Below are 23622 nucleotides of genomic sequence, written 5' to 3'. Positions count from 1 at the left end.
GAAAACTTCCCCACCCCACTGACCAACCTCCCCGGACATCACCACTCAAACCGGGAACTGCCCAGGTCATCGGTCCAGTTGGTCATCGGTCCAGCTGGTCGTCGATCTCGGGGTGGAAGGCGCTCACGTCGGCGAAGCTCGCGTAGTTCTTCTCCTGCGTGAGGGAACCGCCACCCACGACGCCGACGAGCTCGCCGTCGACCACCAGCAGACCTCCGCTGTCGCCTCCTCCGGTGGTGGAGCCGTCGATCGGGTCGCGGGTGCAGACGTACTCCGCCAGGTCGAAGGTCATCGGGTTCAGCCCGTCCTCCTCGTGGGCGCGCAGGCACGGCGCGTCCGGCGTGATCCACATCCGCGCTTCGTGCAGCAGCGGCGTGGCCATCGCATCCTCGGGTGCCTCGGTGAGCGATCCCCAACCGAGCACCACGGCTTCCCGGCCGGGCACGTAGAGGTCCGCGTCGTGCTCGTCGGCGAGCGGGATCGTCGGACGCGACACCGGCGCGTCCAAGGTCAGCACAGCCACGTCCGAGGTCATCCGGGGCAGTTGCCCCGGCGGCGGTGCCTCGTGGCGGAAGTCCGGGTGGATCCAGACCTCCGAGACCTTCCGCTCCTCGCCGTCCTGGGTCCGCAGGTCGGTGCGGCCCGCGGCAACGGTGAAGTCCTCCTTCGGGTCCTCGTCCACGCAGTGCGCGGCGGTGACCACCTTGTCCGGCGCGACCAGCGCTCCACCGCACCCGCTCCGCCACGGCAGCGGCACTGACGGGTTCTCGTCGATCACGTTGACCGCCCACGGGTAGCGATCCGTGGTCGTCTCCTGACCTCCGACGATCGCGCTCGCCGGACCTGCGCTCAGCACCATCCCGGCGGCCACGGCGACCGGGATCCAACTCAGTTTCCGCATGTCCCGACCATGACCGGAGCAGAGGATCACGGGATCCGGCAACACCCCGGCCTCTCCCCGCAGAGCGCCCCGAGGGCCCCGGGATCCGAGCCGTCCATCTCGGTGAAATCGGTGGGTTGCGGGTCATCCGGTTCCGGGCGGGAACCCCTGACCTCTAGGCTGCGTCCAACGCGTGCAGGTGAAGGCGGCGGAGGGTGCCGACGTGTACATCGAGGAGACCGGCGCCGGAGACGGGGACATCAAGGTCACCGTCGACGGCGAGGAGTACACCGCCGAGGCCAACTACGACCTCGACGGCGACGGCTTGGACGAGACCGGGTCGGTGATGACCGACGACGGCTACGTCGCGTACGTCGACGAGAACGCCGACGGCCAGGCCGACCTCATGCAGACGATCACCGAGGACGGGCAGGTCGTCGACCAGGCGCGCTTCCACGCCGACACCGGGGAGTGGACGGCCGAGACCCCGCACCAGAACCCCGGCGGCGCCCCCGACGGGCACCCCGACGAGGGCAAGCAGATGGTCATGGACACCCCGCAGGGCGACGTCCAGGTCGGCCCGGCGACCGAGGACACCAACTCCGACGGGATCGCCGACACCGCGGTCGTGCAGTCCGAGAACGGCAACACCGTGATGGTCACCGACGTGGACGGCGACGGCTCCGCCGACCAGGTCGTCGAGATCACCCAGACCGGCGACGTGACCATCTCGCACCACACGGGCGACGGGGAGTGGACGGTCGTCGAGCAGGGCCAGATCGGCGACAACGGCCAGTACGCGCCGAACCAGGTCGCCTCCGCGACCGACGACGCGACCTGGACGTTCGACGAGCCCGAGTTCCAGCCGAAGCCCCCGGCGGCCGAGGCCGGCCTCGAAGCCCCTTGCACCGGCGAACCGTCGACGTCCGCGAAGGACAGCACCTGGGTGTGACGCCCGGTCGCGAATTTCTCGACGGAATGTGATTCCGCCACCCGCTCGTGGCTCATTTCTCCAGCCATCGAGCGGTTTTCGTGTTTTCTCCTCAGCAAGCAGCAACCGCCATTCGGCGGCTATCCCGGGTTCGCCGGTCGTTCGCACTCATGTCCGCTTCGCCGGAAAATCTGGCACCTCAGGCACGTCCTGCGACGAGATTTCCGCGAGCACCGGAGCGGAAAAGCCAACTGAATCGATTCCCTTATCGTTCCTGTGAGAGAACCGACAACCCCGATCTTCATTGCGCGCCGCTATCCCCGTTAGCCTCGTTGCATCCCTTTTTTGACTTCGCCCGGCTCTCCGGGCCGGGCGAAGCGTTCCCTGCACACGTCGGCGGGTGAGCTCGCCGATGACCAGTCCGGGCTGTGGCGCCCAGTCAGGAGACACGTCGCGATGACCGCATTGACCATTCCCGGTCTCGACCAGGCCCCGACCAAGCACGAGCGCCTGTTGTCGTGGGTGCGTGAGGTCGCGGAGCTGACCACACCCGACCGCGTGGTGTGGTGTGACGGTTCGCAGGACGAATGGACGCGGCTGACGGACCGCCTCGTGGAGGCAGGCACCTTCAAGCGTCTCGACAAGAAGACGAACTCGTTCTACGCGGCATCGGACCCGTCCGACGTGGCGCGCGTCGAGGAGCGGACCTACATCTGCTCCGTCGAGGAGAAGGACGCCGGGCCCACCAACAACTGGATGGACCCGGCCAAGATGAAGGCCACCATGACCGAGCTCTACCGGGGCTCCATGCGCGGCCGCACGATGTACGTCATCCCGTTCTGCATGGGCCCGCTGGGCGCCGACGAGCCGAAGCTGGGCGTGGAGATCACCGACTCCGAGTACGTCGTGGTCTCGATGCACATCATGACCCGGATGGGCGAGAAGGTGCTGGAGCGCCTGGGCACCGACGCCCCGTTCGTACCCGCCCTGCACTCCGTGGGTGCGCCGCTGGAGCCGGGCCAGGAAGACGTGCAGTGGCCGTGCAACGACACCAAGTACATCACCCACTTCCCCGAGGAGCGGATGATCTGGAGCTACGGCTCCGGCTACGGCGGCAACGCGCTGCTGGGCAAGAAGTGCTACTCGCTGCGCATCGCCTCGGCGATGGCGCGCGACGAGGGCTGGCTCGCCGAGCACATGCTGATCCTCAAGCTGATCTCCCCGGAGAACAAGGTCCACTACATCGCGGCCGCGTTCCCCTCCTCCTGCGGCAAGACCAACCTGGCGATGCTCCAGCCGACCATCCCGGGCTGGAAGGTCGAGACCCTCGGTGACGACATCGCCTGGATGCGCTTCGGCGAGGACGGCCGCCTGTACGCGGTCAACCCCGAGGCCGGCTTCTTCGGCGTCGCGCCGGGCACCGACGAGCACACCAACCCGAACGCGATGCGCACCATCGAGAAGGGCAACTCGCTGTTCACCAACGTCGCGCTGACCGACGACGGTGACGTCTGGTGGGAGGGCATGGGCGGCGAGACGCCCGCGCACCTGACCGACTGGAAGGGCAACGACTGGACCCCTGACAGCGACGTCAAGGCCGCGCACCCGAACTCCCGCTACTGCACGCCGATGTCGCAGTGCCCGATCCTCGCGCCGGAGTGGGACGACCCGCAGGGCGTGCCGATCTCGGCGATCCTGTTCGGCGGCCGCCGCAAGACCACGGTTCCGCTGGTCAACGAGTCGTTCAACTGGCAGCACGGCGTGTTCATGGGCGCCACCATGTCCTCGGAGACGACCGCCGCCGCAGCCGGCCAGGTCGGCGTCGTGCGTCGCGACCCGATGGCCATGCTGCCCTTCATCGGCTACAACGTGGGCGACTACCTGCAGCACTGGGTCAACACCGGCAAGGACGCCGACGCCTCCAAGCTGCCGAAGATCTACTACGTGAACTGGTTCCGCCGCGACGAGTCCGGCAAGAAGATCGTGTGGCCGGGCTTCGGCGAGAACTCGCGCGTGCTCAAGTGGATCGTCGACCGGATCGAGGGCAACGCCGCCGCCGTGGACACCCCGATCGGCCGCGTCCCCTCCGCCGACGAGATCGACATGTCCGGCCTGGACACCCCGGTCGAGGACGTCGAGATCGCGCTGAACTTCGACGCCGACGAGTGGAAGGCGGAGCTGCCGCTGATCCAGGAGTGGTTCGACACCATCGGTGACGACCTGCCCACCTCGATGCGCGACGAGTTCGAAGCCCTCAAGCAGCGCCTGGGCTGATACCAGCGCGGGCGGTGGGACCGGATCGTCGTGGGAAGCCCCGGTCCCGCACCCGCCTGACGCGGACGTCGAACGTGCGCGTACCCGAAGCGGCGTCTCCCCTCTGCGGAGGGGAGGCGCCGCTTTCGCATGTCCCCGAACTAGTTCGATGACGATCAGCAACCCGGCGGGTGTGCCGCGCGTCCTACGGACATCCGCTTCGCGACGACGCGAGGCGGCAGTCCGGACCAAGGGGGTGTGTCCGATGGCCAACCTGGCGATGCTGGCGTTGTCCCTGGTCGCGACCGCAGCGGTGCTCCTGATGCCGCGCAGCGCGACCGTCGGGTCGAACGAGAAGACCAGCGCTTCGTCCGACGAATCGCTGCGCCACCGCGAGGGCGGAGGAGCCCGTTGAGGCCTCCGCTCCCGGTGCGGGGGCGGAGGTTCCAGCCGGGACTCCCGCCCCCGCGCCGCTAGTTCTTGATGGCGCCTGCCAGGTTGAAGGCCCCGCCCAGGTAGCGGGAGACGACCAGGTAGAGCGCGATGACCGGTGCCGTGTAGAGGATCGAGTAGGCGGCGAGCTGGCCGTAGGCGATCAGGCCGCCTTGGCCGAAGAACGCGAAGACGCCCACGGACGCCGGTTGTTTCGCCTGGTCCAGCAGGAGCACGAAGGGGACGAAGAAGTTCCCCCAGGCGTTGATGAAGGTGAAGATCGCGACGACGCCGACGCCCGGGACGATCAGCGGCAGCACCACGGCGCGCAGGGCCTGCATCGCCGACGCGCCGTCGACCCACGCGGCCTCTTCGAGGCTGATCGGGACACCGTCCATGAAGTTCTTGGTCATCCAGATCGCGATCGGCAACGATGTCGCGGCCAGGAACAGCGTCGTGCCGAACATCGAATCCACGAGCTCCACCTGCACGAACATGCTGTAGACCGGGACCATCACGGCGGTCATCGGCAGGCCGGAGGCGAACAGCACGAGGTACAGGAACGGCCTCCGGAACCGCAGCTGGTAGCGCGACAGCGGGTAGGCGCACAGCACCGCCGAGATCACCGAGATCGCCGAGGCGCCCCCGCACATCAGCACGCCGTTCCACAACGGCCGGCCGCTGGTCTCCCAGCTGAGCACCTGCGCGAAGTTGTCCAGGGTGAACGCGCTCGGAATCCGCGCCGACAGCGGCGCTTCCGCGTCGACGGACGCGGTGAGCAGCCACAGCAGGGGCGCGAGGAAGGCGAGGGCGACCACGCCCAGCACCAGGTGGACCACCACCGACACCGAGCGCCGCTTCGCGAGGGTGACTCCGGCCATCACGTCCCGCCCTCGTCCGGATCGCCGATGCTGTAGGCGTAGAGCACCGCGAACAACCCGCCGATCGCCAGCAGGACCAGCGAGATCGTGGCGCCGTAACCGATCTCGTCGAACTCGAACGCCGAGTCGTACATCAGCAGCGGCAGCGTCTGCGTCGCCGCGTTCGGCCCGCCCGCGGTGAGCACGTAGATCAGCGTGAACACGCCGATGGTCTGCAAGGTGATGAGCATCAGGTTGGTCGCGATGGTCCGGCGGATCACCGGCAGCGTGACGTGCCAGAACCGGCGCAGCACCCCGGCACCGTCGACCTCGGCGGCCTCGGTGAGATCGCTGGGCACCTCGGCGAGCGCGGCCTGGTAGACCAGCATCGAGAAAGCCGTTCCCCGCCAGACGTTTCCGAGCACGACCGCGAGCATCGGCGCGTGGTAGAGCCAGTCGACGCCCTCGGCTCCCAACGCCACGAGCAGGTTGTTCAGCGTGCCCTCGGAGTTGAGGAACGCGTAGATCGCGAACGCCGCGACGAGCTCCGGCAGCACCCAGGCGGAGACGACCGCGATGCCGACGACGTTGCGCAGCACGCGGTTGCGGTGCCGGGTCAGCAGGGCGATGAACATCCCGAGGCAGTTCTGGCCGATCACCGCCGAGGCTGCGGTGAACACCACCGTCATCCACACCGCGTGCCACAGAGCCGGATCGGCGAGCATCCGCCGGTAGTTCTCCAGCCCCACGAATTCCGGTTCGCCGGCCGCGATCCCGGTCAGCGCGGCGTCGGTGAACGAGACGTAGCCGCTCCACAGGATCGGGCCGATCACGAACAGCCCGAGCAGCAGCACGGCAGGCGCCATCGGCGCCAGCCACCGCCGCACCGCCGTCATCGTCAGCCCGCCCGCGTGTTGGCCGGTTCGACGATCCGCGAGACCTGCTGCGACCACTGCTCGGACACCTCGGCGGGAGGTCGTCCGGCGACGACGTCAAGCACCGATTTCTGGATCTCCTCGGAGACCTTCGGGTACTCGGGCAATGCCGGGCGGTAGTGGGTGTTGTCCAGCAGGCCGATCCAGAACCGGTTGAGCGGGTTGGCCTCGGTCACCCGCGGGTCCGCGGCGGCATCGGTCCGCGCGGGGAGGTTCCCGGTGGCCGCCGAGTACTGCACCACGTTGTCCTTGCTCAGCGCCTGCTTGATGAACTCGAAGGAGTCGTCGGGCTTGTCGGTCTCGGCGCTGACCGCCAGCGTCCAGCCGCCGGAGAGCGTCACGGTCCCGGGCGCCTGGCCGAACTGGGTGGGCATTGGTGTGGCTGACATGGTCTGGGCCCAGTCCGTCCAGCCCGCGTCCTGCCAGTTGCCGGAGGCGAAGCTGCCGTCGAGCCGGATGCCGACCTTGCCCTCCTGGGCGAGCTGGTCGCGCTGGTTCTTGTCGTACTGGGCGTCGGCGATCTGCGGTTTGCTCTGCGTCAGGTTCTCGCCGACCGCCGTGGACAGGAAGCTCATCGCGTCGGTGAACCCCTTGCTGGGCGCGATCCACTTGCGCTGCTGCTCGTCATGGAGGGTGCCGGTTTCGGTTCCGTAGAGCAGCATTTCGACGGTCTGCATGCTCACCGACTCGCCTTCGGCCTTGCCCAGCGGCATGTCGATGCCGATCGCGTCGGGACGCTTCTGCTTGATCTGGCGGGCCGCGGCCAGGACGTCCTCCCAGCTGCGCGGTGTCCACTCCTGCGGCAGCCCGACTTCGGCGAACAGCTGCCGGTTGTACCAGAGCCCGCGGGTGTCGGTGTCGAGCGGAACGCCGTAGATGCGGCCGTCGGCGGCCTTGCCCGCCTGCTTGGTCGTGCCGATGTACGAGGAGTTCCAGTCCGGCCACTGCGCGAGCCGGTCGTCCAGCGGCAGCAGGTAGCCGGCGTCGACGTCGGAGTTGACCTGGAAGCTGTCCTCGTAGAGCACGTCCGGCGCGGTGGACTTCGAGCGCATCCGCAGCTGGAGCTTGGACAGGTACTCGCTCTCGGGCGCCACGACCGGGTCGAGCTTGACGTGCTTGCCGGGGTGGGCCTGCTCGTACTGCTGCTTGACCCGCTGCATCAGCGCGTCCACCTGCAGCGTGTTGCCGTAGCGGTGGTAGGCGACGGTGATCGTGTTCGGGTCCTCGGCGGATCCGCCGCAGGCGGACAGGCCCAGGGCAGCGGTGAGGATGGCGGCTAACGCAGTTCTCCGGCGCATCTGGCTCCTCCGGCCTGTGACGCTTGCGGCTAACCTGAGATCCGGATCACACTCGTGGGCAACATAAGTCCAAACGTTTGCACAAGTCAATGATCTTGCGGGTCTCAACGAGGAGCGCTGCATGACCAATCCGTCGTGGCAAGGCACCAACCTGCCCCGAGTCGGTGGGTTCAACCGCGCGGTCGTGCTGGACACGATCCGCCGCCACGGCGAGATCAGCCGCGTGGAACTGGCGCAGCGCACCGGGCTCACCGCCCAGACGATGTCCAACATCGTGCGCGCGCTGATGGACGACGGGCTGGTCACCGAGAACGGGCACGCGCCCTCCACCGGCGGCAAGCGCCGGGTGCTGCTCAAGGTCGTGCCCGACGCGTACACCGCCGTCGGCCTGCACCTCGACCCGGAGCGCATCACCGGCGTGCTCGTGGACCTCGCCGGTGGCGTCCGGCTGCGCGCCACCCGGCGGCTGCCCGCCGACGCCACGCCCAGCTCCATCGCGGCCGCGCTGACCCGCATCGGGCAGCAGCTGGTGCGCCGCTCGGGGCTCGAAGCCGAACGCGTCCTCGGCGTCGGCCTGGCCGTGCCGGGACCGCTGGACCCGGCGCACCGCACCGTCCTCGACCCGCCCAACCTCGACGGCTGGACCGAGGTGCCGCTCGCCGACCTCGTCGAGGAGCGCTTCGGGCTGCCGGTGGTGATGGACAACGACGCGACCGCCGCCGCGATCGGCGAGCGCTGGTCCGGCTGCGCGCAGCGCTCCGGCTCGTTCGTCTACGTCTACCTGGGAACCGGCGTGGGCATCGGCGTCGTGCTCGGCGATCAGGTGCACCGCGGGGTCAGCAACAACGCGGGCGAGATCGGGCACGTGCACAGCGGCGGCGCGCGGGAGTGCCACTGCGGCAGGCGGGGCTGCCTGGAGGCCTACTGCTCGATGCGGTCCATCGTGGCCGACTGGCGCACCGCCATCGGCCGCCCCGCGCCGACCTCGGTGGCCGCCGCCTACGACCAGCTGTGCCGCGACGCGGTGGCCGGCGAGCCCGCGGCCCGCAAGGTGCTGCGGCAGACCGCGACCCGGCTCGGCCAGGCCCTCGCGTCGGTGGTCAGCGTGCTGGACGTGGACCGCGTGGTGCTCGGCGGGCCCGCGCTGCGGCAGGTCTCCGAGCTGGTGCGCAACCGGGTGTCCAAGGTGATCACCGCGCAGGTGTGGGCACCCCAGGTCCGGCCGGTGCGCGTGGAGAACGCGCTGATCGGCGAGGACGCCGCTGCGGTCGGCGCGGCGTCACTCGTGTTCGACCACGCCTACTCACCCCGCCTGAACACGCTGCTGGGTTCCTGACACCGCGTCCGCGACGGCGTTGCCGAAGGCCGTCATGCCCTGGGCGTTCGGGTGCAGGGGAGCGGCCCAGGAGGTCGGGACGACGCCCTCGAAGTACTTCTGCTCCGGCGCCTGGCAGACGTCGTGGCCCTCGCTGACAGGCCCGAGGTCGACGAAGGTCGCGCCGTGCGCGCGAGCCCGCTCGCCGAGCCGGGCGCTGAGCCCGTCCACGGAGGACTGGACGTAGTCGGCGTCGCGCGCCCACATCGGCTGCTTCGGGTAGCAGCCGCCCGGCGGCAGGTAGGTGCCGTAACCGACCACCACGACGTCGGCGTTCGGCGCGCGGTCGGTGATCTCCTCCAGCGCCTCGTCGAGGTCCGGGGTGAACTCGTCGATCCGCTCGGCGAGCTCGTCACCGTTCGCGGTGAAGCGGTCCGCGCAGGACTTCCCGACCGGCTCGGGGAAGGCGTTCAGGCACGAGACCGCGGCCTGGACCAGCGCGACGTCGTTGCCGCCGATGGTCACCGTGACCAGGTCGGTGGTCTCGCTCAACGCGTCGTACTGCGGCGGGAGAACGGCGTGCTGCCTGCCCGCGAAGTCCTCGGTCTTGGCGCCCGAGCACGTCACGTCCTTGAGCTCGGCGCCCAGCCTCGCCGCCGCGACCTGCGGGTAGTTCTTCGTGGAGCGGAAGCACAGCAGGTTCGGGTCCGGGTTCGGCACCAGCGGGCCGGCCGCCGCCGAATCCCCCATCGCCACGTACTCGAACCCGTCCCGCTCCGCTCCCGCGGGAGCTCCCGAACCCAGCAGCGCCACAACACCGGCACCGGCAACGACGGACAACCGGATTCCGACCACGCAGACCTCCCGAGCCGATCAAGGCGACAACTCCTCGATCTGAGCACGAGATCGGCCCCGAACCCCCGGACAACACCCGGTCGCGCGCAGGAATCCCCCGATGGAAGGCGCCTTTTCGCTACCCGAAGTGGCGTCGTGCAGCCGGGATCACTGGATGTCGCGGCGGAGGGCTCGGGTGATGCCCGCCGCGACCGTGGTCGCCAGGATCCAGCCCGCCGCGATGAGGGCGACGGTGATCCACTGCGAGGGGCCCTGAGTCTTCCACATGACGTCGTGGCCCAGGTTGATGATCGGGACCAGCTGGTCGACGGTGTAGAGCAGCGGGCTCCAGTGCGGGTGGTCCTCGGCGTTGATCGGCGTCAGCGGGCCGTGCGACGAGAACCAGGTGGTGCCCGCCGCCGTGAGCAGCACCAGCCAGATCAGCGCGCGCAGCGGCCGGTAGCCGTAGCTGACCGTCGCCAGCTGCAGCAGGCTCCACAACCGGACCGGCGGCCGGAACACCGCGCGGCTGGAGGCCGCGATCGACTTGTAGCGGTGCCGCTGCTTCTCGATCAGGACCGCGACCGCGTGCTCCTCGTTGCCGTTGCCGCTGAAGACCCGCGCGAGCTGGTCGTAGGAACCCGGCTGGTAGCGATCACCGGAATTTGCCCGGAGCCAGGCCAGCCGTTCCTGGACCTTGCGCACGTCGGTGGGTTCGACGCTGTCGGTGAAGTTGTCGTAGCTGAAGTCCTCGACGTCGACGCCGCCGCTGGCCTCCCACAACCGGGCGTTGTCCGCGAGCAGCTCGCACTGCGCCTGCCGCAGCAGGATTCGGCCCCTCGGCGGCTCGTCGACGCCGAGCGTCAGCTCCTGCACCACCATGCCGAAGCCGTTGATCGCGTTGCGGCTCAACCCGTCCCCGAGCCGCGCGCCCCAGAAGTTGGCCTGCCTGCCGATCTCGGCCCTGCGCAGCTGCACCTCGCCTTCGGAAACGAACGCGCGAACTCCCGACGCGCACACCAGGTCCCGCGCGATCCGCGCCCCGCGCAGGTCGATCGAGGGCTTGTAGGCGAGCTTGTGCCGGTGCCAGGCGGGTTTGGTGAGCTCGGTGGCGCGGAAGTCGACGTTCGCGCCGATCGAAGCGCCCTGCAGCTGGATCGACCCGCTCACGTCGGCTTCCCGGCAGTCGAAGTTGCTGCCGACGACCATCCGGCTCGCCTGCAGCACGTCGGTCCGCGCACCCGTCAGGCGCGCCCGATTGAGCTGGAAGCTGCCGTGCACCTGCACGTCCGTCATCCGCCACTCGCCCCAGACGTCGACGCGACCGGCGGCGAGGTTGCCGCGGATCTCGGTCCCGTCGATGTGCAGCGCGCGCAACGAGCGGTCCACCGCGGCCCGTGCCGACTGCGCCCAGGTGAGGTCGATCTGCGCGCCGGAGAGCCGGAGATCACCGTCTATGCGGGCGCTGACCATGCGAATCGTGCCGCCGCTGCGGAAGTTCTCGTCCATCTCCACATCACCGGCGACGTGGCTGCGGTCGGCGATGAGCGTGCTCGTCGGGTCGTCGTAGGGCGACTCACCGCGCCGCGGCGGGCTCATCCCCGGCTCCAGCACGGCATCGCGCATCCGCAGATCACCGGCGATGGTCGCACTCGGGATGAAGATCAGCCCGGCCACGGTGAAGGACTTGCCGGTGCTCGGATCGGCGTCGCAGCGCAGCGAACCGCCGAGCTGGATCCCGTTGGCGTTGAGCGCCAGGCGACCTCGATTGCGCAGCGTCGCACCCGCCAGCGTGAGGTTGCCGCCGATCTTGGCCCCGGGGATGCGGATCTCGCCCGCGACGGTGATCCGCATGGCCAGCATCGCCCCGGCCACGGTCAGCCGGTCGGCGTAGATGGCGCGGCGGCCGGGGTTGTTCAGGTCGCTGCCGTTGAGCAGCAGCGATCCGCCGAGTTCGGCGTCGGCGAGGTCGATGACCCCGTCGCGGCTGGTGCAGTGCAGCAGGTGGGTGTCGCTGGTGGTGCGCAGGTTCCGCGCCTGCATCCCCGGCAGCAGGCACTCGCGCAGGACCAGACCGGCCATCGACGCCTGCCGGACGTCGGGCGCTTCCACGAACCGGCAGCGGACGAACTCCAGCAGGTAAGGCAGCTCGGCGGCGCGCAGGTTCAGGCGACCGCTGATCACCGCGTCCTGGATGAGGATCACCGGCTGCTGCCGGGCTCGCCGCTGGAACGGGCGCCAGCTCGATTCGTCCGGCGACTCGATCAGCCGCCGGGAGAGGAAATCGCCGCGGATCTCCTGCTCCTGATCGTGCTCCTCGGCCTGCACGTCGAGCTGCTCTCCCTCGGGCGTTTCCTGCACGCCCTGCCGCAGCAACTCGTCCACCCGACGCTCGGCCGCGGTCAGCGGACCGTTGCCGTTCTCCCTCACCTTGCCGCTAGGCACAGCAGCCCCCGAAACCCCGCGAAACGTTGTCGATCATCTACCTATTAGGACGTCTGACCACCGCTCGAGGTTTCGCCCCACGCCGGAAAACACCGGGATGGCGTATTTCCCCAGCCGTTCCACGTGAAACGGCCCCGGCGTGTCGAAAACCGACACGCCGGGGCCGTCCATCGACTCAAGTCCCGGATCCAGGAACCAGAAGGCGTGTCATGGGTGGGAAGTTTTCATGAAAACTTCCCCCACCGCCAACCCCCCGGTTCCGTCACCACACCGCCAAGCAAGAAGCCGGCTCAGTCCGTCTGGACGGGGTTGAGGACTCGGGCGAGGAACGCCTTGGTGCGCTCCTCCTTGGGGTCGCTGATGACCTCCGCCGCCGGTCCCTGCTCGACGATGCCGCCGCCGTCCATGAACAGCACGCGGTCGGCGACCTCGCGGGCGAACTGCATCTCGTGGGTCACCACCAGCATCGTCATGCCCTCGTCGGCGAGCTGGCGCATCACGCCGAGCACGTCGCCGACCAGCTCGGGGTCCAGCGCCGAGGTCGGCTCGTCGAAGAGCATCACGTGCGGGTTCATCGACAGCGCCCGCGCGATGGCGACCCGCTGCTGCTGACCGCCGGAGAGCTGCGCCGGCATCGAATCGGCCTTCTCAGAGAGCCCGACCTTCGCCAGGTTCTCCTTCGCGACCTCCTCCGACTCGCCCTTCGAGCGGCCCAGCACCTTGCGCTGCGCCACCGTCAGGTTCTCCAGCACCGACAGGTGGGAGAAGAGGTTGAACTGCTGGAAGACCATGCCGACGTGGCGGCGCGCGCCGTCGAGGTCGGTTTCCGGGTCGGTCAGCTCGGTGCCGTCCACCGAAACCTTGCCCGCCGAGGGCTCTTCCAGCAGGTTCACGCAGCGCAGCAGGGTCGACTTGCCGGAACCGGAAGGTCCGATGACGCACACGACCTCGCCGCGCTCGACCTGCACGTCGATGTCGCGCAGCACTTCCAGCGAGCCGAAGGACTTGCTCAGCCCGGAGAGCTCGATCATCACGTCGCTCACTTGGTGGCCCCCTTGGTCCGGACGCCGCCGAACTTGCGCTCCAGCAGGTCGGAGACGCGGGACAGCGGAATCGTGATGATCAGATAGCACAGACCGGCGATCAGGATCGGCGTCAGCGACTGGTACTGGTTCAGCGCCCCGCGCCCGAACTTCGCCAGCTCGTACTGGCTGACGGACAGACCCAGCAGGTAGATCAGCGAGGAGTCCTTGGTCAGCAGAATCAGCTCGTTGGTCAGCGGCGGGAGGATGATCCGGAACGCCTGCGGCAGCACCACGGTCACCATCGTGCGGCTCGACGACATGCCCAACGAGCGGGCCGCCTCGACCTGACCCTTCGGCACGGCCTGGATGCCCGCGCGAATCGTCTCGGCCATGTAGGCCGCGCCGACCAGACCGAGGCTCAGCATCACGGTCGAGAGGTTGGTGAACTTGACGCCGAAGGCGATCGGCAGGCCGTAGCCGAACGCGATGAACACCAGCAGCGCCGGAAGTCCGCGGAACAGCTCGATGTAGCCGGTGGCGATCCACCGGTAGGGGGCGACCGGCGACATCTTCATCAGCGCCAGCAGGACCGCCAGCGCGAGGCCGAACGCGAAGCCGACCGCGGTGTAGAGGACGGTGTTGAGCAGCGCGGTGGTGATCACGTCGGGGAACTGGGCCTTCGCGACCTCGACGTTGAAGAACGCCCGGCCGATCGAACCCCAGTCCGCGACGAAGACCAGCGCCACGACGGCCACGATCAGCACCGCGTACTGGATGCCGAGGTTGAGCCGTGCCCGCTGTCGTCGGCCCATGCCTGCCTTGGGCCGCTCGATCTCGGTTGTCATCGACTTCTCTCCATGTATCCGGCGGGCACCGCGACGGTGTTCACGGCCCCGCAGCACCGTTCGGGGCCGGCGTGATCGACGCCGGCCCCGATCAGGCACGAATCAGCGGGTCACTCCGGCTTCTTGCCGAACCACTTCTCGTAGATGCGGTCGTACTCGCCGGACTGCTTGGCCTTGGCCAGCGCTTCGTTGACCTTGGTCTGCAGCGCGGTGTTGCCCTTGCGGACGCCGATGCCGTACTTGTCGCCGGTCACGAACTCCTTGGTGACCTCGACGTCCTGGTTGTTCTTGGTGAAGCTGTAAAGCACGCCGTTGTCGTTGATCGCGGCGTCGACGCGGTTGATCTGCACGCCGTTCTGCTGCAGGGCCAGGTCGTCGAAGTCCACGACCTCGTAACCGAACTCGGCCTTGTGCGCCTCGGCGTAGTCCTTGCCGGTGGTGCCGACCTGCACGCCCAGCTTCTTGCCGCGCAGCTGGGAGAGGTCGGTGATGCCCGAGCCCTTCTTGACCATCAGCGCCTGCTCGGCGTCGAAGTACGGGTCGGAGAAGTCCAGGTTCTGCTTGCGGGAGTCGGTGATCGTCATCGCGGCGGCCGCGACGTCGCACTGCCCGCTGTTGAGCGACTCACCCGACTGGATGCCCTCGTCGAAGGGAGCGTCGACGATCTTCTGCTGCACACCGAGGTCGCGCGCGACCAGGTCCACCAGGTCCACGTCGAAGCCGACGATCTTGCCGCCTTCGCCGGGGAACTGGAACGGCTCGTAGGGCAGGTGGGTGCAGGTGGTCAGCGAACCCGGAGCGATGAGGCTCAGCTCGCCGCCGCCCTGGGCGCCGCCGCCCGTGGATTCGACACAACCTGTCACTGCCACGGCCAGGCTCAGCGCGGGCAGCACTGCCAGCGCACGGAGGGTTCTGCGACGCGCCACGATGTAACTCCTAGTAGGTGAGAACGCGGGTGAACGAATGGTGCCACTCGATCGGACGTAAACCCAATACCTCATGTTGCGAATCAATCAAGTTCACCGAAAGCCGCGATCCACCCGGCGGCCATCACGCGGCAAACCTGCCTCACCAGGACTGGTCGAGCGAAAGGATTTCCGGTGCTCGCACCCGTTTCGCACCAGAACCACGTCCTCCCACCAGCGCGAACGCCGCTGATCTGTGTCCACCACCACGGCTCCGGCCCCACCTTCCACCACGCACGGTGGCCGTCGCGCCCTCAGAAGACCGACATGTCGACATCTCGCCACCCCAAAACCCTCAGCAACCCCTCGGGAGCAGTCAGAACCACCTCGGGAAGCCCTTGAGGACGCCCACCTGGAGCACCCCGGTGCGGGACCGAGGTTCGTCATCAGTGGGCAGTTTTGGTCCGAATCGTCCGGACAAATGGGACTTCGATCATGGACGGTTCGGACCAAAACTGCCCGCTGTCCCCACGTAGACAAATCTTCACGGCGGTGTCGACAAGTCCCCATGACGACGAAAGGGCCCTTCCCGGTGCGGGAAGGGCCCTCGTCATCGCTGATCAGCGCGGTGCTCCTGGCGGGCAGTGGATGATCGGCTGCGGGTTGTACTTGACCTTCTTGTTCTCGGTGCGGACCTCGCCGGTCGTGATGTCCCGGATGGTCCGGGTGTCGACGACGGTGAAACCGGGCGCGCCCTTGCTCGGGCTGCACGGACCGTTCGTCGGCCCCGGCTTCTCCACCGGCGGCGTCGGTTCGGTGCGCGGGCCCGTCGACGACTGCACGTCGAACTGCTTGGTGCCCCAGAGCTTCACCTTGATCGACGAAGGCGTCCACTCGGTGGTGATCAAGATGCCGCTCTTGGCGACGTTCTTGAACTTCACGTCGATGATGCTCGCACCGCTCGGGCTCTGGAACACCGTCGCCTCGCGACCGGCCGGGTAGCGGCTGATGTAGTAGCTGTGCGGCTTGTGCTCGATGTCCTTCATGCCCGCGAAGTACGAGGCGTTGTAGATCGTGGTCGCGAACTGCGAGATGCCACCGCCGACGGCCTTGCCCGGGTGACCGTCCTCGATGATCCCCGACTCCACGTAGCCCTGCGGGACACCGCGCGGACCCGTGTAGCCGTTGAGGCTGAACGTCTCGCCCGGACGCAGCAGCGCGCCGTTGACCTGCTCGGCGACCCGGCGGATGTTCACGCCCGAAGCCGGTTCGAAACCGCCGGTCTGGAACTCGCCGACGACCTCGCGGACGCCCAGCTGGTTGGCCTGGTCGGTGGTGAACTGCGCCGGCGCGGGCACGTAGACCGCCTGCACCGCGCGGTCCTGCGGCTTGCGCACGGTGTCGAGCATCGGTGCCAGGGACTTCTCCCAGTCCACGCCGACACCGTCCTCCGACGGGTGCACGACCGGGGCGCCGCCCTCGACCTTGATCTCTGCGTTCTTGCCCGGCTTCATGGTGTCGCGCAGCTGCGGTTCGATCGCCCCGACCAGCGTCGGGCCGTCGAGCTCGGCCTTCAGCCCGCCCTGGCCATCAGGGGTGAAGCGCAGCGCCTGGGCGATCGCCTCCGGCTCCAGCGTCGCGTTCTTGCCCTGCCCGCGCACCGTCACCGGAGCGGACACCGCGGGCTCGGCGATCTGGTGCAGCGCCTTCTGCACGCCCTCGCGGGTCGTGCTCACCGGCAGCTGCGTGACCGGCAGCGGAATCGTCTTGCCCTCGGCCCACTTCGCCTGCACCGCGTCCGCCGCGTGCTGGATGTCGAGGTTCTGGCCGGGCACCGGGTTCACCGGGATCGGCTTGGTGCCCTCGAAGCGGATGTTGCCGTCCGTGGGCTCCAGCCCCAGCTGGGGGCTGACCTCCTGCAGCGCGGCCACCAGCTGCTCGCGGTCGCTGTTGCTGACCGGGACCACATCGTGCGTGCTGAACAGCGAGCCGATCCGGGTGAACGGGTTCAGCGGCTGGTCGTCGGCCTTCTTGACCGTCTCGGACCAGTCCATCTGCAGACCGACCTCGGCGGGTTTGACCGTGGCGCCGCGGTCGCCGACCTGCAGGCGCACCGGCTTGTTCAGACCCGGTTCGAGCTCGTCGCGCAGCTTGGTCTCGGCCGCGGCGGGGTCGAGCGTGCCGACGTCCACCCCGGCGACGACGGTGCCGCGCGGCAGCGAGCCGCTGGTGAACAGCAGGTCACCGACGTAGATGAGGGCCAGCGCAGCGGCGGCGGCACCGGCGATCAGACCACCCTTGAGCAGCTTCTGCCGCTTCTCGTCGACGGGCCTGGGCTCGTCGTGCGCGTTCCAGCCGAGCTGGGTGCCCGCGACGCCCTGGTACCCGCCCTGCGCGACACCGGGGTTCGTCTGCTCGACGCCGCGGTAGGCGGTGGGCTGCTCGACGCCGCGGTAAGCGGTGGGCTGGTCGGATTCGCGGTAGGCGGTGGGCTGGTCAGAGCCGTGGTAAGCCGTGGGCTGATCGGAGCCGACGGCGTTGATGGTCTGCGTGGCGCCGATGGGGAAACCGCTGAAGTCAGCGGGCAGCGCGGCGATCTGCTGGGTGCGCTCGCTGTCCGACTCGGACGCGGCCGATCCGCTCTGACCGTGGGGGTCCTGAACGGGCCAGGCCTGCTGCGTTGTCTCGGCGTCGGACGCGTTCTGCTGGTCCGAGTCGGTGCGCAGCCGTTCGGTGGACGGATCCGCACCGTTGCGGTTGTCGTGGTTTTCCGGCACCGCTTCCCCTTCTCCTGTCGGTCGTGCGGTGGGGGCGTTGAGAAGTGCTCGCCCGCTCTCGCCGGGAGCCCGGCCAGGGGGCGCCGACTACAGGTACAGGCCCGTGCCCTGCTCGGTCTGCTCCGTGGCCACGGCGTGCAGATCCCGCTCCCGCATCACCAAGTAGGCCTGGCCCTGGACCTCGACCTCGTACTGCTCATCGGGGTTGAACAGGACCTGGTCACCGACCTTGACGGTCCGCACGTGACTTCCCACGCCGAAGACCTCTCCCCAGATCAGCCGCTTGGCCATCTGCGCGGTCGCCGGAATCACGATCCCGCCGCTGCTTCGGCGTTCCCCGGACTCGGCGGCGATGCGCACCATGACCCTGTCGTGCAGCATCTGGATTTCGAGCTTGGCATCGGTCACCCGAAGAGTTTACGTGCCCCCACCGGGTGACCCGGGGACCAGGGGCCCCTCGAAACACCGCGTTGACCACGCAATTCGCGATCGCGCAGGGCAACCCGCGTCGAAGGGGCCGACCCCTGGCGGGACCGGCCCCTTCCGCACGCTCACGACCTGGGGTTTTGGGGCGGGTACCAGAACGGTCTCAATTCACCCGCCGCGCTGGTCAGGCGTCCAGACCACCCATCACCAGCGGCAGCCGACCAGGCCCGCCCGGCGAGAGCGTGATCGGCACGCCCCAGTCCTGCCGGGTGAGCCGGCACGCGGGGTGCTCGACCTCATCGTCGTCGTCGCAGCTCGCGGCCTGGGCGACCACGTGCAGGACGCCGTGCTCCACGCCCTCGGCCAGTACCAGGCGACGAGTCAGGTCGGTGCCCACGCCCCCGCCTTCGACCAGCAGGTCCTCGGGCGTCGAGGTGATCTCCAACCGGGTGGAGGGTCCGTAGCGCTCGTCGAGCTTGGTGCCGGGCGGCGGCGTGAACACCACCGCCAGCTCCACCTCACCCGAACCGATCTCGGTGGCCGGCCGCTTGACCTGCTGCGACGCACCGTCGATCAGCTTCGCCGCCAGGCCGGGCGGCACCGGGCGCTCCAGCCGGTGCGCGGCGGAGGCCACAACCACCAGCTCGCCGTCGACAACGGTCGCGCCGGACGGTTCCGAGACGTCCGTGGCCAGTGTGGACACCTCGTCGGCATCAGGTTCGTAGCGGCGGATCGCGCCGTTGTAGGTGTCGCAGACCGCGACCGATCCGTCCGGCAGCACGGTGACGCCGAGCGGGTGCTGGAGCAGCGCCTCGCCCGCCGGTCCATCGGCGTGCCCGAAGTCGAACAGGCCGGTGCCCACGGCCGTGCGGATCGCGAACCCGTCGCCGGAGGCCTCCACCCAGCGCAGCGCCGAGGTCTCCGAGTCGGCCAGCCACAGCTTCTCGCCGCCGTCGGCGAGGCCCGAGGGCTGCGCGAAGAAGGCCTCCTCAGCGGGACCGTCGCGCAGTCCTTCCACCGTGGTGCCCGCGAAGCGGCGGACCTCGCCGGTGCGCGGGTCGAACAGACCGAGGGTGTGGTTCCCGGCCATCGCGATCACCACGCCGCCCGCGGGCTCCCACCACGCGACGTCCCACGGGCTGGTCAGCGGCGTCTCCAGAGCGGACCCGCCGTCGGAACCGTCCCGCCACTGCTCACCGGTGCCCGCCAGAGTCGTCACCTCGCCGTCGGAGAGCCGCAGTCCGCGCAGCAGGTGGTTCACGGTGTCGGCGACGACCACGTCGTAGCCGACCTCCGCGGCCACCTCGGCGGGCAGCGCCGCGAGCCCGGCGGGCTCGGCTAACGTCGGCTCGACGCCGTCGGCTCGCCCGCGCTCACCGGTGCCGATGCGCCGCACGACGGTCTCGCCGTCGGCCTCGAACTCCACGAGCGAGTGGTTCGCCGAGTCCGAGACCAGCAGGTTCCCGCTGCCGAGCGCTATCACCTTGCCCGGGAAGCGCAGCGTCGTCGCGGGCGCGGGCGGCGGCACGTACGGGCCGTCGCCGCGGTGCAGCGTCCCCTTGGCGTCGTGCTCGGCGACGACCTCGGAGATCACGCTGCGCAAGGCCTCGACATGCCCCTCACCTGCGGCGACGTGCACGACGTAGCCCTCGGGGTCGATCACGACGAGGGTCGGCCACGCCTTCACGGCGTAGTTCTGCCAGGTGGTCAGCTCGGGATCGTCGAGCACCGGGTGGTGCACGGCGTAGCGCTCGACGGCCGCGATCAGCGCGTCCGGATCGGCTTCGTGCTCGAACTTCGGCGAGTGCACGCCGACGGTCACGACCTCCTCGGCGAACTCGGCTTCCAGCGGGCGGAGCTCGTCGATCACGTGCAGGCAGTTGATGCAGCAGAAGGTCCAGAAGTCGAGGACCACGACCTTGCCGCGGAAGTCGGCGAGCCGGAGCTCGGCGCCTCCGGTGTTCAACCACTGCCGTCCCACGAGCTCGGCGGCCCGCACCCGACCTCGACGTTTCTGCTGCTCAGTCACATCGGGAGTCAACAACACCGGCCGCGCGTGCTGTTCCCAGCCCCACCCGATCGAGCCGAACATCACGCACCCGGCAGCCCGCTCCGGGCGCCACGCGACCTGCGGTCCCGAGACCAGGGCATTTCCCAGTTTTAGTCCAAACCGAGCCATGATCATGACCGTTTTGTCCGCCTAGTTAGGACTAAAACTGGAAAATGTCTCCCCGATCGGACGACGCACCCACCACGCCCAACGCGAGTGCCGCATTGGCGGGGTGCCAGGTCGGCGGGATTGGGTTCGGCGGGGGTGGGGTCTGCCGAGGGGAATCAGGGCGGGGGGAGGAGGGTTCTGGCCGTGGTGGTGATGGTGGTCAGGGCTGTTCTGGTCATCGGGTGGGTGCTGCCGCCGAGACGGGTGGCGGCGAGGATCCGGCGTGCCGGGGCCGGTTCGCCGTGCAGCGGGATGCGGACGACGGGCCAGTCGTGCAGCCGCGCGAGCCGGGAGACCAGGATGACGCCGAAGTGGTGCGCGACCAGCGCCGTTCCGGTCTCCCACTCGTCGGCGTAATGGGCGATGTTCGGGCTGAAGCCGGCGGACATGCAGGCCGCGCGCATCAGCTGGTGGTAGCTGCTGTCCGGGCGTCCGACGATCCACTGCTCGTCGGCCAGGTCCGCCAGCCTCACCCGGGAGCGGTCGGCCAGCCGATGCCCGACGGGCACCACCAGGTCCAGCGGGTCGTCGACGAGCTGCCGCTGCTCGAAGCGCTCATCGGCGGACGGCGGCAGACCGGCCGTGTTGACCACCAGCGCCAGATCGGCATCGCCGGAGAGCAGCAGGTCGAAGCAGCGCTCCGGTTCCGCCTCGATCACCCGGACCCGAGCGTGCGGGTAGTGCTCCCGCAGTGCCGACGCGGCAGGCGGCAGCAGGCGGGTGGCGGCGGTCGAGAACCCGCACAGCGTGAACGACCCGCTGAGCTCGTCGGTGGTCGCCGCGAGCTCGGCGTAGGCGCGCTCCACCTGGGCGTGCAGCACCTCCGCGTGGCGCAGCACGGTCCGGGCCGCGGCGGTGAGCTTGATGCCGCGCCCGGATTGGACGATCAGCTCCGTTCCGAGCTCATCGGCGAGCTGCCTCAGCTGGTACGACACCGCCGACGGCGTGTAGTTCAGGGCCGCTGCAGCGGCGGTGACGGTCCCGTGGTGCGACACCATCTGCAGCACCTTGAGCCGAGGGTCGATCATGCGACCATTTTGCACGGTGATCATGAGAAACGTTTGATTTTCCTCAGCGTTCCCGATCGGCACGCTGGGCCCCGTGATGCCCACAGCGCCCCCGCCGACCCCCGTCCGCTCCCGCTCGCTGCACACCGGTCTGTACGTCCTCGTCCTGCTCACCGTCGGCGCTTACCTCCCGAGCCCGCTGCTGCCCGGCTACCAGCACGCGTTCGGCTTCAGCGACCTGTCCATGACGCTGATCTACGCGACGTTCGCGCTGGTCAGCGCACCCGCTCTGCTGCTCATCGGACCGGCCACCGACGTCGTGGGCCCGCGCGGGGTGCTGCGCGTCAGCCTGGTGGCGGGTGCCATCGCCTCGCTCTGCTTCGCGCTCGCCTCCGGCCCGGTTTGGCTGGTGGCGGGGCGCGCGGCTCAGGGCATCGCGCTGGGCGCGGCCACCAGCGCCGCGACCGTGCTGATCACCGCGAACGCGCGGGAGCGCGGCCCGCTGCTGGCAGGCACCGCGTTCGTCGCGGGCACCGCGGCCGGGCCCGTCGTGGGCGGCGTCCTCGCCCAGCACGCGCCGGCGCCGTTCACGCTGCCCTACGTCCTGCACCTGGTCGCGCTGGGCTACGGCTGGTTCCTCGCGTCGTCCCTGCCCAGGCCCGCCGCGCGGGCCGGCCGGTGGCGGCTCACCCCGCCCGGGATCCCGGCCGGGATGCGGGCGGTGTTCGGCTTCTCCGCCGCGACCGGTTTCCTCGCCTGGACCGTGGTCGGCCTGTTCCTCGCGCTGATCCCGGCGCTGCTCGACCGCGCGGGACACACCGACCTGGCGCTGTCGGGCTGCGTGCTCGGCGCGGTCCTGATCTGCTCGCTGCTGACCCAGCCGCTGGTGAGCCGTCTCGGCCCGCTGCGGGCGCAGCGCCTCGGGCTCGCAGCCCTGTTCGCTGGACTCGTGATGGTGGCCCTGACCAGCGGGGACTCGGCATGGGTCACGCTGATCGCCGCCATCACGGCCGGTGCCGGCAACGGGCTGGCCTACGGAGGAGCCACCGCCGCCGTGGAGGCGGCGGCACCACCGGCCCAGCGCGGCTCGATCACCGGAGCGCTCTACCTCGCCTTCTACCTCGGGGCCGGCTGCCCCGCGATCGCGGTCGGGTTCATCAGCCTCGGGCACGAGCTCGCCACGGCGACCTCGTGGGTCGCGACCGCTGCCGCCGCGCTCGTGCTGCTGACCTCGATGTGCGGAAAATCGGTCGCACCGGACGTTCCGGCACGGCAACATCAGCGCAATGGCGACGAACGACGGCGAACGCACTTCACGAGCTCTGAACGCGGCGGTGGCCGCGGGCCGGGAGCTGGGTCTCGACGTGGCCGAGCCCCGCGTGCTGCACGACCTGTTCTCGGTCGTCGTTCACCTCGCCCCGGCACCGGTGGTGGTGCGAGTGCCGGTGGTCCTGCCCCGGTGCAACGAACTCGCAGCTCAAGCCGCGAGGCAGCGCAACGAGCTCGACGTGGTGACGTGGCTGGCCGAGCAGGGACATCCGGTGATCCCTCCTAGCCCGCTGGTCCCCGGGGAACCCGTCCAGCGCGACGGGTTCTCGATGACCTTCTGGCAGTTCACCGAGATCGTCGAGGACGTCGAACCCGACTACGTGCGCAACGCGGGCCTGGTCGCCGACCTGCACCGGGCGCTGCGCGACTACCCGGGTGAGCTGCCGTTCCTCTCGGCGGCCGAACCGCAGATGATCACCGACTCCCTCGACGACCTCGAAGCCAGGCCCGACCTGCTGGATCCGGCCGACCTCGACCGGGCACGGCAGCAGTGGCGGGTGCTGGAACCGCTGGTGACCTCGCGCGAGGCGTTCGAGGCGGAGTTCCAGATCGACCTGCAGCCGGTGCACGGCGACGCCGCGCCGTTCAACATCGTGCCCACCCCGAACGGCGAGCTCTACGCCGACTTCGAGCTGGTCACGGTCGGTCCGGTCGAGTGGGACCTGGCGGCCTTCGGCCCGGAGTGCGAGGCGTCCTACGACGCCCGCGCCCGCTCGCTCGGCCTGCGCGGGCTGGACGAGCGGGTGCTGCGGTTCGTCAACGCCATCGGCGAGCTGCGGTCGGTGGCGTGCTTGGCGCTCGTGCCTCAGCTCCCGATGCTGGCCGATGCGGTGAAGCCGGCGATCGAGCAGTGGCGGGCCACGCCCTTCACCGGTGGTCTGAGCGGCTGAGCCCGGTGATCCTCCCG

At 69.4% G+C, this 23622-nt stretch carries 19 protein-coding genes; 6 read left to right on the top strand and 13 right to left on the bottom strand.

What is annotated here, in order from left to right; translation table 11 throughout:
* Nucleotides 1-82: 82 nt before the first annotated feature.
* On the bottom strand, nt 83-901 hold the full coding sequence (locus ACYVF3_RS06355) for a S1 family peptidase (protein ID WP_461153254.1): 819 nt from the start codon (nt 899-901) through the stop codon (nt 83-85).
* Nucleotides 902-1073: 172 nt separating this feature from the next.
* Between ACYVF3_RS06355 and ACYVF3_RS06350 the strand changes: the two genes are divergently transcribed.
* The 3 genes from ACYVF3_RS06350 to ACYVF3_RS06340 all read left to right on the top strand — a co-directional run bounded on the left by ACYVF3_RS06350 (nt 1074) and on the right by ACYVF3_RS06340 (nt 4479).
* Complete coding sequence (locus tag ACYVF3_RS06350) at nt 1074-1832, top strand: DUF6802 family protein (protein WP_461153253.1); 759 nt, start codon at nt 1074-1076, stop codon at nt 1830-1832.
* A gap of 435 nt (nt 1833-2267) precedes the next feature.
* Nucleotides 2268-4085: a phosphoenolpyruvate carboxykinase (GTP) gene (locus ACYVF3_RS06345; RefSeq protein WP_461153252.1), complete on the top strand. Its 1818-nt coding sequence runs from the start codon at nt 2268-2270 to the stop codon at nt 4083-4085.
* A 244-nt stretch (nt 4086-4329) separates the two neighbouring features.
* Entirely contained in the window at nt 4330-4479 is a 150-nt protein-coding gene (locus ACYVF3_RS06340; protein WP_461153251.1) for a hypothetical protein, read from the top strand.
* A 58-nt stretch (nt 4480-4537) separates the two neighbouring features.
* Here ACYVF3_RS06340 and ACYVF3_RS06335 read toward each other — a convergent pair whose 3' ends face one another.
* The 3 genes from ACYVF3_RS06335 to ACYVF3_RS06325 are packed head-to-tail and all read right to left on the bottom strand — an operon-like array spanning nt 4538 to nt 7589.
* The gene (locus ACYVF3_RS06335; RefSeq protein ID WP_461153250.1) at nt 4538-5377 is read right to left on the bottom strand and encodes a carbohydrate ABC transporter permease; all 840 of its coding nucleotides are present in this window, start codon (nt 5375-5377) and stop codon (nt 4538-4540) included.
* Nucleotides 5377-6243 carry a carbohydrate ABC transporter permease gene (locus ACYVF3_RS06330; protein WP_461153249.1) on the bottom strand — a complete coding sequence of 289 codons (867 nt, stop codon included), beginning with the start codon at nt 6241-6243 and terminating at the stop codon, nt 5377-5379. The genes ACYVF3_RS06335 and ACYVF3_RS06330 overlap by 1 nt, the downstream gene beginning before the upstream one ends.
* A gap of 11 nt (nt 6244-6254) precedes the next feature.
* Nucleotides 6255-7589 carry an extracellular solute-binding protein gene (locus tag ACYVF3_RS06325; RefSeq protein WP_461153248.1) on the bottom strand — a complete coding sequence of 445 codons (1335 nt, stop codon included), beginning with the start codon at nt 7587-7589 and terminating at the stop codon, nt 6255-6257.
* A gap of 121 nt (nt 7590-7710) precedes the next feature.
* Between ACYVF3_RS06325 and ACYVF3_RS06320 the strand changes: the two genes are divergently transcribed.
* A complete protein-coding gene (locus ACYVF3_RS06320; RefSeq protein WP_461153247.1) occupies nt 7711-8925 on the top strand; it encodes an ROK family transcriptional regulator in 1215 nt (404 codons plus the stop codon).
* Here the strand turns inward: ACYVF3_RS06320 and ACYVF3_RS06315 are convergent.
* The 9 genes from ACYVF3_RS06315 to ACYVF3_RS06275 form a co-directional block, all read right to left on the bottom strand.
* Entirely contained in the window at nt 8893-9759 is an 867-nt protein-coding gene (locus tag ACYVF3_RS06315) for an SGNH/GDSL hydrolase family protein (RefSeq protein WP_461153246.1), read from the bottom strand. The genes ACYVF3_RS06320 and ACYVF3_RS06315 overlap by 33 nt on opposite strands.
* Nucleotides 9760-9906: 147 nt before the next feature.
* Nucleotides 9907-12183, bottom strand: coding sequence for an oxidoreductase (locus ACYVF3_RS06310; RefSeq protein ID WP_461153245.1), 2277 nt, complete (start codon nt 12181-12183; stop codon nt 9907-9909).
* Between the two features lie 290 nt (nt 12184-12473).
* A complete protein-coding gene (locus tag ACYVF3_RS06305; RefSeq protein ID WP_461153244.1) occupies nt 12474-13226 on the bottom strand; it encodes an amino acid ABC transporter ATP-binding protein in 753 nt (250 codons plus the stop codon).
* Nucleotides 13223-14020 carry an amino acid ABC transporter permease gene (locus ACYVF3_RS06300; RefSeq protein ID WP_461153811.1) on the bottom strand — a complete coding sequence of 266 codons (798 nt, stop codon included), beginning with the start codon at nt 14018-14020 and terminating at the stop codon, nt 13223-13225. The genes ACYVF3_RS06305 and ACYVF3_RS06300 overlap by 4 nt, the downstream gene beginning before the upstream one ends.
* Nucleotides 14021-14163: 143 nt before the next feature.
* Nucleotides 14164-14979 carry a transporter substrate-binding domain-containing protein gene (locus ACYVF3_RS06295; protein WP_461153243.1) on the bottom strand — a complete coding sequence of 272 codons (816 nt, stop codon included), beginning with the start codon at nt 14977-14979 and terminating at the stop codon, nt 14164-14166.
* 599 nt (nt 14980-15578) lie between these two features.
* Complete coding sequence (locus ACYVF3_RS06290) at nt 15579-17735, bottom strand: VanW family protein (protein ID WP_461153242.1); 2157 nt, start codon at nt 17733-17735, stop codon at nt 15579-15581.
* A gap of 87 nt (nt 17736-17822) precedes the next feature.
* The gene (locus tag ACYVF3_RS06285; protein WP_145740778.1) at nt 17823-18143 is read right to left on the bottom strand and encodes a GroES family chaperonin; all 321 of its coding nucleotides are present in this window, start codon (nt 18141-18143) and stop codon (nt 17823-17825) included.
* A 202-nt stretch (nt 18144-18345) separates the two neighbouring features.
* Nucleotides 18346-20253, bottom strand: a complete 1908-nt coding sequence (locus tag ACYVF3_RS06280) for an NHL domain-containing thioredoxin family protein (RefSeq protein ID WP_461153810.1) — start codon at nt 20251-20253, stop codon at nt 18346-18348.
* A 242-nt stretch (nt 20254-20495) separates the two neighbouring features.
* Nucleotides 20496-21407 carry a LysR family transcriptional regulator gene (locus ACYVF3_RS06275; RefSeq protein ID WP_461153241.1) on the bottom strand — a complete coding sequence of 304 codons (912 nt, stop codon included), beginning with the start codon at nt 21405-21407 and terminating at the stop codon, nt 20496-20498.
* A gap of 76 nt (nt 21408-21483) precedes the next feature.
* On the opposite strand from ACYVF3_RS06275, the gene ACYVF3_RS06270 reads away from it, so the two are divergent.
* Nucleotides 21484-22941, top strand: coding sequence for an MFS transporter (locus ACYVF3_RS06270; protein ID WP_461153240.1), 1458 nt, complete (start codon nt 21484-21486; stop codon nt 22939-22941).
* Nucleotides 22895-23605, top strand: coding sequence for a phosphotransferase (locus tag ACYVF3_RS06265; protein ID WP_461153239.1), 711 nt, complete (start codon nt 22895-22897; stop codon nt 23603-23605). The genes ACYVF3_RS06270 and ACYVF3_RS06265 overlap by 47 nt, the downstream gene beginning before the upstream one ends.
* Nucleotides 23606-23622: the final 17 nt, after the last annotated feature.

Source organism: Saccharopolyspora tripterygii, from assembly GCF_054778355.1.
This window is presented reverse-complemented; position numbering and strand designations above follow the sequence as displayed.

Bases quoted from the DNA above. Each gene is read 5' to 3' on its own strand.
- ACYVF3_RS06270 (WP_461153240.1), top strand. From the start codon at position 21,484: ATGCCCACAGCGCCCCCGCCGACCCCCGTCCGCTCCCGCTCGCTGCAC.
- ACYVF3_RS06280 (WP_461153810.1), bottom strand. From the start codon at position 20,253: ATGTTCGGCTCGATCGGGTGGGGCTGGGAACAGCACGCGCGGCCGGTG.
- ACYVF3_RS06275 (WP_461153241.1), bottom strand. From the start codon at position 21,407: ATGATCGACCCTCGGCTCAAGGTGCTGCAGATGGTGTCGCACCACGGG.
- ACYVF3_RS06325 (WP_461153248.1), bottom strand. From the start codon at position 7,589: ATGCGCCGGAGAACTGCGTTAGCCGCCATCCTCACCGCTGCCCTGGGC.
- ACYVF3_RS06300 (WP_461153811.1), bottom strand. From the start codon at position 14,020: ATGGGCCGACGACAGCGGGCACGGCTCAACCTCGGCATCCAGTACGCG.
- ACYVF3_RS06320 (WP_461153247.1), top strand. From the start codon at position 7,711: ATGACCAATCCGTCGTGGCAAGGCACCAACCTGCCCCGAGTCGGTGGG.
- ACYVF3_RS06345 (WP_461153252.1), top strand. From the start codon at position 2,268: ATGACCGCATTGACCATTCCCGGTCTCGACCAGGCCCCGACCAAGCAC.
- ACYVF3_RS06355 (WP_461153254.1), bottom strand. From the start codon at position 901: ATGCGGAAACTGAGTTGGATCCCGGTCGCCGTGGCCGCCGGGATGGTG.
- ACYVF3_RS06340 (WP_461153251.1), top strand. From the start codon at position 4,330: ATGGCCAACCTGGCGATGCTGGCGTTGTCCCTGGTCGCGACCGCAGCG.
- ACYVF3_RS06335 (WP_461153250.1), bottom strand. From the start codon at position 5,377: ATGGCCGGAGTCACCCTCGCGAAGCGGCGCTCGGTGTCGGTGGTGGTC.